Annotated in this window: 5 protein-coding genes; 4 read left to right on the forward strand and 1 reads right to left on the reverse strand. The window is 41.7% G+C overall.

What is annotated here, in order from left to right; translation table 11 throughout:
* The 3 genes from K8R76_06630 to K8R76_06640 all read left to right on the forward strand — a co-directional run.
* On the forward strand, positions 1–221 hold a 221-nt coding region (locus tag K8R76_06630; protein MCD4847849.1), incomplete at its 5' end, for a T9SS type A sorting domain-containing protein.
* A 526-nt stretch (positions 222–747) separates the two neighbouring features.
* The gene (locus K8R76_06635) at positions 748–1,590 is read left to right on the forward strand and encodes a hypothetical protein (protein ID MCD4847850.1); all 843 of its coding nucleotides are present in this window, start codon (positions 748–750) and stop codon (positions 1,588–1,590) included.
* Between the two features lie 179 nt (positions 1,591–1,769).
* Positions 1,770–3,140, forward strand: coding sequence for a T9SS type A sorting domain-containing protein (locus K8R76_06640; protein MCD4847851.1), 1,371 nt, complete (start codon positions 1,770–1,772; stop codon positions 3,138–3,140).
* Between the two features lie 133 nt (positions 3,141–3,273).
* Here the strand turns inward: K8R76_06640 and K8R76_06645 are convergent, their stop codons facing one another.
* Entirely contained in the window at positions 3,274–4,722 is a 1,449-nt protein-coding gene (locus tag K8R76_06645) for a T9SS type A sorting domain-containing protein (protein ID MCD4847852.1), read from the reverse strand.
* A gap of 612 nt (positions 4,723–5,334) precedes the next feature.
* On the opposite strand from K8R76_06645, the gene K8R76_06650 reads away from it, so the two are divergent.
* Complete coding sequence (locus K8R76_06650; GenBank protein MCD4847853.1) at positions 5,335–6,228, forward strand: CPBP family intramembrane metalloprotease; 894 nt, start codon at positions 5,335–5,337, stop codon at positions 6,226–6,228.
* Positions 6,229–6,325: the final 97 nt, after the last annotated feature.

Genomic DNA, 6,325 nt, shown 5'->3' on the forward strand with positions numbered 1-6,325 from the left:
TTGCGACATTTGAGATTTGTACTTCCAGAGCGGGTACTTCTGATATCAGCGTGTTTGATATCTCAGGACGAAGAGTCGCCAGCATCAGCTCAAGTGAAGTATCCAGTGGAACACATGTATACAACTGGATGGTTCCATCCGGAATAGGCAACGGCATATACTTTGTTCGTGCCAGTGTTGATGGCAGGACAGTGTCATCAAGAATGACAATTATCAGGTAGACGACATCAGGGACGTAGTCAACTTCGTCAACTTACACGCGAAGCCTCTGCTCAGCGTAAAAATGATGATTAGGTATTGAAGTTTATATATTATACGGTGCATTAAATATATTTATAAGTTGAAGAAATGCGGCACGGTCACCAAGAATACCAAGATGGAAAAGAATCTATCACTTGGAGAAAGGCGTAGTCACCTGAGCGAATAACTGCGCAATTGAATACCTTGCGATCATAGAGCCGATTTCAACATCATGACATAGATGTCATAAAAGGGAAATGCCTCTACGAAAGAACCATTGATGACCTGGCAAGGGATGTGGAACCCTTCGTTCCCGGAAGGAACGACCTCCTGAGGGTGAAGCTATTTCCGGAGATACTTCGAAGCTGGGCAGGCACTGAATAGGGAAGTCGGAAGCCGCAGTTCCCCTTCTTGACTGTTCAATACTTGATTGTTATTACCTTTTGGGAAGAATGAAGACGATCAATCAGTTTCCGATGTTACTGAAAAGATCCGAAAGGGGCAGCAGTGAGCAATTCTCTTGAATACCTTCTGATGGAGTTTGGTCTTTCCGGACTTGAAGCTGAAGCATACCTTGCTGTTCTTTCAGAACCTGACAGTACAGGCTACAGGATCTCGCAGGTACTTGGCAAACCTGCCCCCAACACATACAAAGCACTTGATTCTCTTGTAAACAAGGGTGTGGTCCTTGCTGACGAGGGGAGCAGAAGCAGAACATTTACCGCAGTTCCGATAAGAGAGCAGATAATCAAGAGAAGCCACCGGCTGCAGGAGCTTGCTGATGAGATTGAGAAGGGGCTTGAGAAGATTCACAAACCCCGGTCGGAAGAAGGCGTATATAAGCTTACTTCTGTACATCAGGTCATAGCGAAGGCAGAAGAAATGATAGAGAATACCGGTGAAACAATTGTTGCCGATGCGGACAACCTGCCGATGCAGCAGTTGTCTGAACATTTCCGAAAAGCTGCTGAACGCGGTGTAAGGATTCTGCTTCACGGTAGAGAGAAAATGAACATACCGGGCTGTGAGTTCATAAGCAGTGTTACAGAGGGCTGGCAGGGTGATATGCTGGTTCTTATAACTGACAGCAGGGAATATCTGGTAGCGTTCATGACAGGAGATATGAGATCACTGATTGATGGTGTCTGGAGCAGAAACTTCATTTCCCCCTGTCTGCACAGAAGCTACATGATCAAAGCTCTGTTCTACCGGGTCAGTATGATGATAGGGGAAAAGAAATACTCGCTGGACGATATCAGAGCTGAACTCCTCCGATTATGGGACCGATGGGGTTACATAGGCCCCGGCAAGGAAGCCCTGGCAGAGGCTCTAAGAAAACAGGATAACTGATTTGCCCCGTACTTCAAATCACTGAATAATCACTGAATTCGACTTCTGACAATCTCAATATGCTTACGAAATCTTGACAAAAATAATATACTTTGCTATATACAAATAATAAATGCAATATGCATGATGATAATAATATATGTCATGCACCAGAATATGATGTTATGAAAGGAGATATCATGAAAACCTTATGGATTTCATTACTTGCTGTACTGTTCAGCGGGTCTATTTTTTCCGAATTATCCGCAGCCTGGCTGGAGCATATGATCTCGGATTCATTTTCGGGGGCGATATCGATAAAACTTGTTGATATTGATGAAGACGGAGATACGGACATAATCGGAGCCGCCTGGAACTCCGGTATCGCATGGTGGGAGAACAGCAATGACACGTTCGTGATGCATACCGTTGATAGCGGATTTTCCGGTGCCATATTCGTGGAATCTGATGATATAGACAGTGATGGTGATATTGATATCGTTGCATCATCCAACGGGTCCGATACCATAAAATGGTGGGAGAACAACGGAGAAGAGGATTTCACCGGACATCTGGTTTCAAGCAGTTTTATGGGTATCCACTCTGTATATCCGGCTTGCATGAACGGGGACAATGACGTTGATCTCGTTGCTGTAGCTTTTGATGATGATCTGGTATGCTGGTTTGAGAACGATGGGTCGGAGAATTTTACCGAAAGAGTGATCTCGGATAATGTAGACGGTCCCTGGACAGCCTATCCCGGTGATATCGATGGTGACGGTGATCAGGATGTTGCGGTAGCTTCGAGACTTGCTGATGAGATAAGATGGTGGGAGAATGATGGAAACTGCGGTTTCACGGGGCACCTTGTAGATGGAAGCTTCGATGGCGCGCACATTGTTATCATCGGGGATCTGGACAGTGACGATGATGAAGATATCGCAGCAACGGCAAGGACCGGGGATATGATAGCCTGGTACGAGAATGATGGACAGCAGAACTTCACCAGACACATAATCGCGGAGAATTATGACTGGCCAACATTTATCAGCCCTGCTGATCTGGATAATGACGGAGATCTGGATATCGCCTGCGCTGCATACAATGATGATGACGTCTCATGGCTCGAGAATAACGGAAGCATGTCTTTCACAATGCAGCACATCAGAACTGATTACGATGGAGCGATACCAATTGCCACTGGTGATATGAACCTGGATGGCAGGATAGACATAGTAGCCTGCGCATACAATCTCAACGCTGTAACATGGTGGGAGAATACCGATTCCACATCAATAGGTGAAGGAGAAACAGCAGGATACTTCACATCATTCGTAATTACTCCCAATCCTTCAAAGGGATCCTTTATCATAGAGTATTCGACAAATGAGAACTTAGTTGTTACTGCGGATATCTACGATGTATCGGGCAGACTTGCACGGAGTTTTACGGAGGACGAGTACGCGGGTGTTCACAGCATTCCCGTTTCAGAGCTGTCTGTTGGCGTATACTTGATTCGACTTACTGATGGTGATCTCATATCGTGCAGGAGAGTTACTGTCGTAAGGTAGAAATAGGGATTAGAGCTTCCAGTATTCACTCATTGTTCTGACATTCCGGGAATGCCTTACATAGCGTCACTGAAGCTCAGGAACCAGTGTCCACTAAGGTTCCCCATGGTGGAGGCTTTTAAAGTTCTTGTAGTTACTGAATAACAACGAATCTCTGAGATGTGGAATAATCTCCAGATACTATCCTGCAGAAATAAATGCCTGGAGTTAATTCAGCTAGCTGCACTTGGTATACACCCTGAGAAAACTCTCCTTGAATCGGGGATAATATCAGACGTCCGGTGAGATCGAAGATTGATAGTTCAACATCATTATTCTCAGCTAAGGTCAATGTGACGATAGGTGGATGTGAAGTCGGATTGGGATAAATTCCTAACATGATAGGTAGTCCATGTTGATCTGGAAGAGAGTATTCACCAATGCCCGTGCCAGTCTCACTCCAGTATATAGCTCCAGGACCACCATAGACTCCCATGTCATTTCTAAGGTCACCAAGAGCTGGCCAAAGCGCAAAACCAGGATTTCCAGGATCTTCTGGATCATTATAAACCGGATCTGGATTACCTCCATCGATGCAATTGGACGACGGAGTCAGGTGGTAAGGGCTCAATCCACCGGAGAAAAACAAGGGATCTTCATCAATATTGCCAGTTCCGGGCCATCCATTTTCGACATTACTGTATTCCACTGAGATCTGATCGTATGGATCAAATATGATGTCATCCCAAACGATACTGCAGGATATATTGCATGAAGTTGAGTCGAGGATCGCAATGGAACGCATATGCAAGGCATCGGGGAATATGTAATTGTGGTTGAATGTACAGTTGGTAACATCAACATCAGAGTATGTTTCTACGCATAGCGCGTTGCCCTTGCAAGTGAAAAAGCTATTTGAAGTGAAACCGTTGTTGTAAAAGAGATTGTTTTCAATCACTACTTTGCCTTTAACATAAACGCATAATCCATAGAAATAGACACCATAGGTTACCGCAGTGTTATTGTAGAAGGTGTTGTTGCGCATTTCGACGCACGCGAGTGATCCAGAGTTATCGACATATACACATAAACCCCGGCAAATGCTGTAATCCCCACCACCATAGTAGGAATCCCACCCAATGCGGTTTTTCAAGAAAGTGTTCCCTTCCAATAATGCGCTTGAGTTAGTAATTTTGATAACTCCACCGTTTTTTGCATCTTCGTACATTACACCGCTGTATAACCATAGATGATCAAGGAATACATTCCCAATTATTGAAGGACTAGCACCTTCAACCACTAGCGCGTATTGCTCGTAACCCACTGGAGCTGAGACTTCGAAGCCTTTGAGTACAGCTCCTCTACCCTCGCTGGTTAAGAAATCAATCCATGTCATTATTCTCGTAGAATCCGGACCGTCTGTGCTCTCCACATGGACATTTTTTCCCAGGTAATTGAAACCCAGGTAATCACCAGGAAGAACAAGTATTGAATCACCATCGACAGATGCATCAATGGCTTCCTGAATCGTAGTATAATCCGAGGGCACAATGTAGGTAGTTGCAGTAAGTGCTGTTAGGAAAATATACAATATATTATACATACAAAACCTCCAAAAAATAATAGATTATTAGTGCAACTTCGTCAATTGGTTGTCTGAAAATGAGGATACCGAGTGTAAAGAGAAGACCCGGATTATTCTTTACTCTGTATATCGTGGTACGGAATTTTGAAGCGTCAGATATTCCCTGCAGGATTGTCCTTGACCTGATATGTAAACATATGTTTACATAATATCTCACCAGAGTTACTACTGCAACGGCGCATAAGACACTCGAATACTGCGTTATGCTCAATCGACCTTCCTTGAAGTATGAATAAATACATCTTCGTTGATCTCATTCGTATGCCTTGTATGAGAGCGCTTCTACACCATTTCGTTACGCAACCTGGTGAAATATGCGGAATAACCTGACATCCTCATTCAGAAAAGTGATAAAATTTGGTGAAATACTTGACATTCTGTCTTTCTCTAGTATTAACTTGATAGTATTATCAAGAAAGGATATCATCAAATGTTCAAGAATATCATTGTAATGTCAATGTGTTTTACGAATAACCAATTAATGGTAAATAGTGACCAAAGGGCGTCATATTTTGATCTGGATGGAAACTTTATTAAGGAAGAAAAAATAACCAAAAAAGGAGAAATAAAATGAATAAAAGTTATAACTTACCAGTGTATCTAAGAATTATTATGATTTCTTTGGTTCTTGTGATTTCTTTCCTAAGTATTCTGTTGGGATTCCCAATTGCAAAATTAATGGGTATTGACCCATCAGATTTTATGGGTTCGAATTTTCAACCAACTGTAAAAACTTTAACTGTTATTGTTGCATTTGCAGCTACACAGTTTCTACTTATATGGATGGTTATACGATTAATTCATAAAAAACCTTTAAAAGGATTAGGATTTAAAGGTCCGATTCTTTTTCCTTTGTTGATTGGTACAGGAATTGGAATTCTATGGCAGGCTTTTGGATATTTACTGATCCATGTTACAGGAGGTGCAATTAGTATTGCCTTAAGCATTCCAAAAGAAGTTTCAGTTATAACTATGATTGCATATCTATTGCTAAATGTTCTATTCCTTTTAACATTAAATTCATTAAAGGAAGAACTTGTATATAGGACATACCCTATTGAACAGTTCAATGATCACCCTCAACTAATGATACCTGTAATTGTAATTGTATCACTTGTATTTGCAGCAGTACATCACATTTTACTTCCTTTTCAGATTGATGATTTTATTTACAGGTTTACAGTTGCATTGGTACTATCTTTTGTTTATTATAGATGGAGATCGATATGGCTCATTTCTGGATTACATAATGGTTTAAACTTATTGAATAACCTTACATCAGGAAACTATAAAATGGGAGGATTAACGGATTTAACAATAGCAAATGATCCTTCCAAAGGAATGTCAATAATCATTGATGTTGCGGTTGCTATAATCTTTATAATTATTTTCAATTACATCTGGAACAAAGAAAAAAGAAACAATAAAATGTTTTTTAAAATAAGGCATCCTTTATCTGAATAGAGTTATTTCACATAAGCAATAGGAATTTGGTTTTTTCGATGCTCCGGTAACATCTCCCGAAGTAGCCCAATCGTCCCTATATACCTCCGATTCCTGT

The sequence above is a fragment of the Candidatus Aegiribacteria sp. genome (genome assembly GCA_021108435.1).
GTDB lineage: Bacteria > Fermentibacterota > Fermentibacteria > Fermentibacterales > JCC-6 > Aegiribacteria.

Excerpts from the sequence above, each read along its gene's own strand:
- K8R76_06640 (MCD4847851.1), top strand. The coding sequence starts at position 1,770 with ATGAAAACCTTATGGATTTCATTACTTGCTGTACTGTTCAGCGGGTCT.
- K8R76_06645 (MCD4847852.1), bottom strand. The coding sequence starts at position 4,722 with ATGTATAATATATTGTATATTTTCCTAACAGCACTTACTGCAACTACC.
- K8R76_06650 (MCD4847853.1), top strand. The coding sequence starts at position 5,335 with ATGAATAAAAGTTATAACTTACCAGTGTATCTAAGAATTATTATGATT.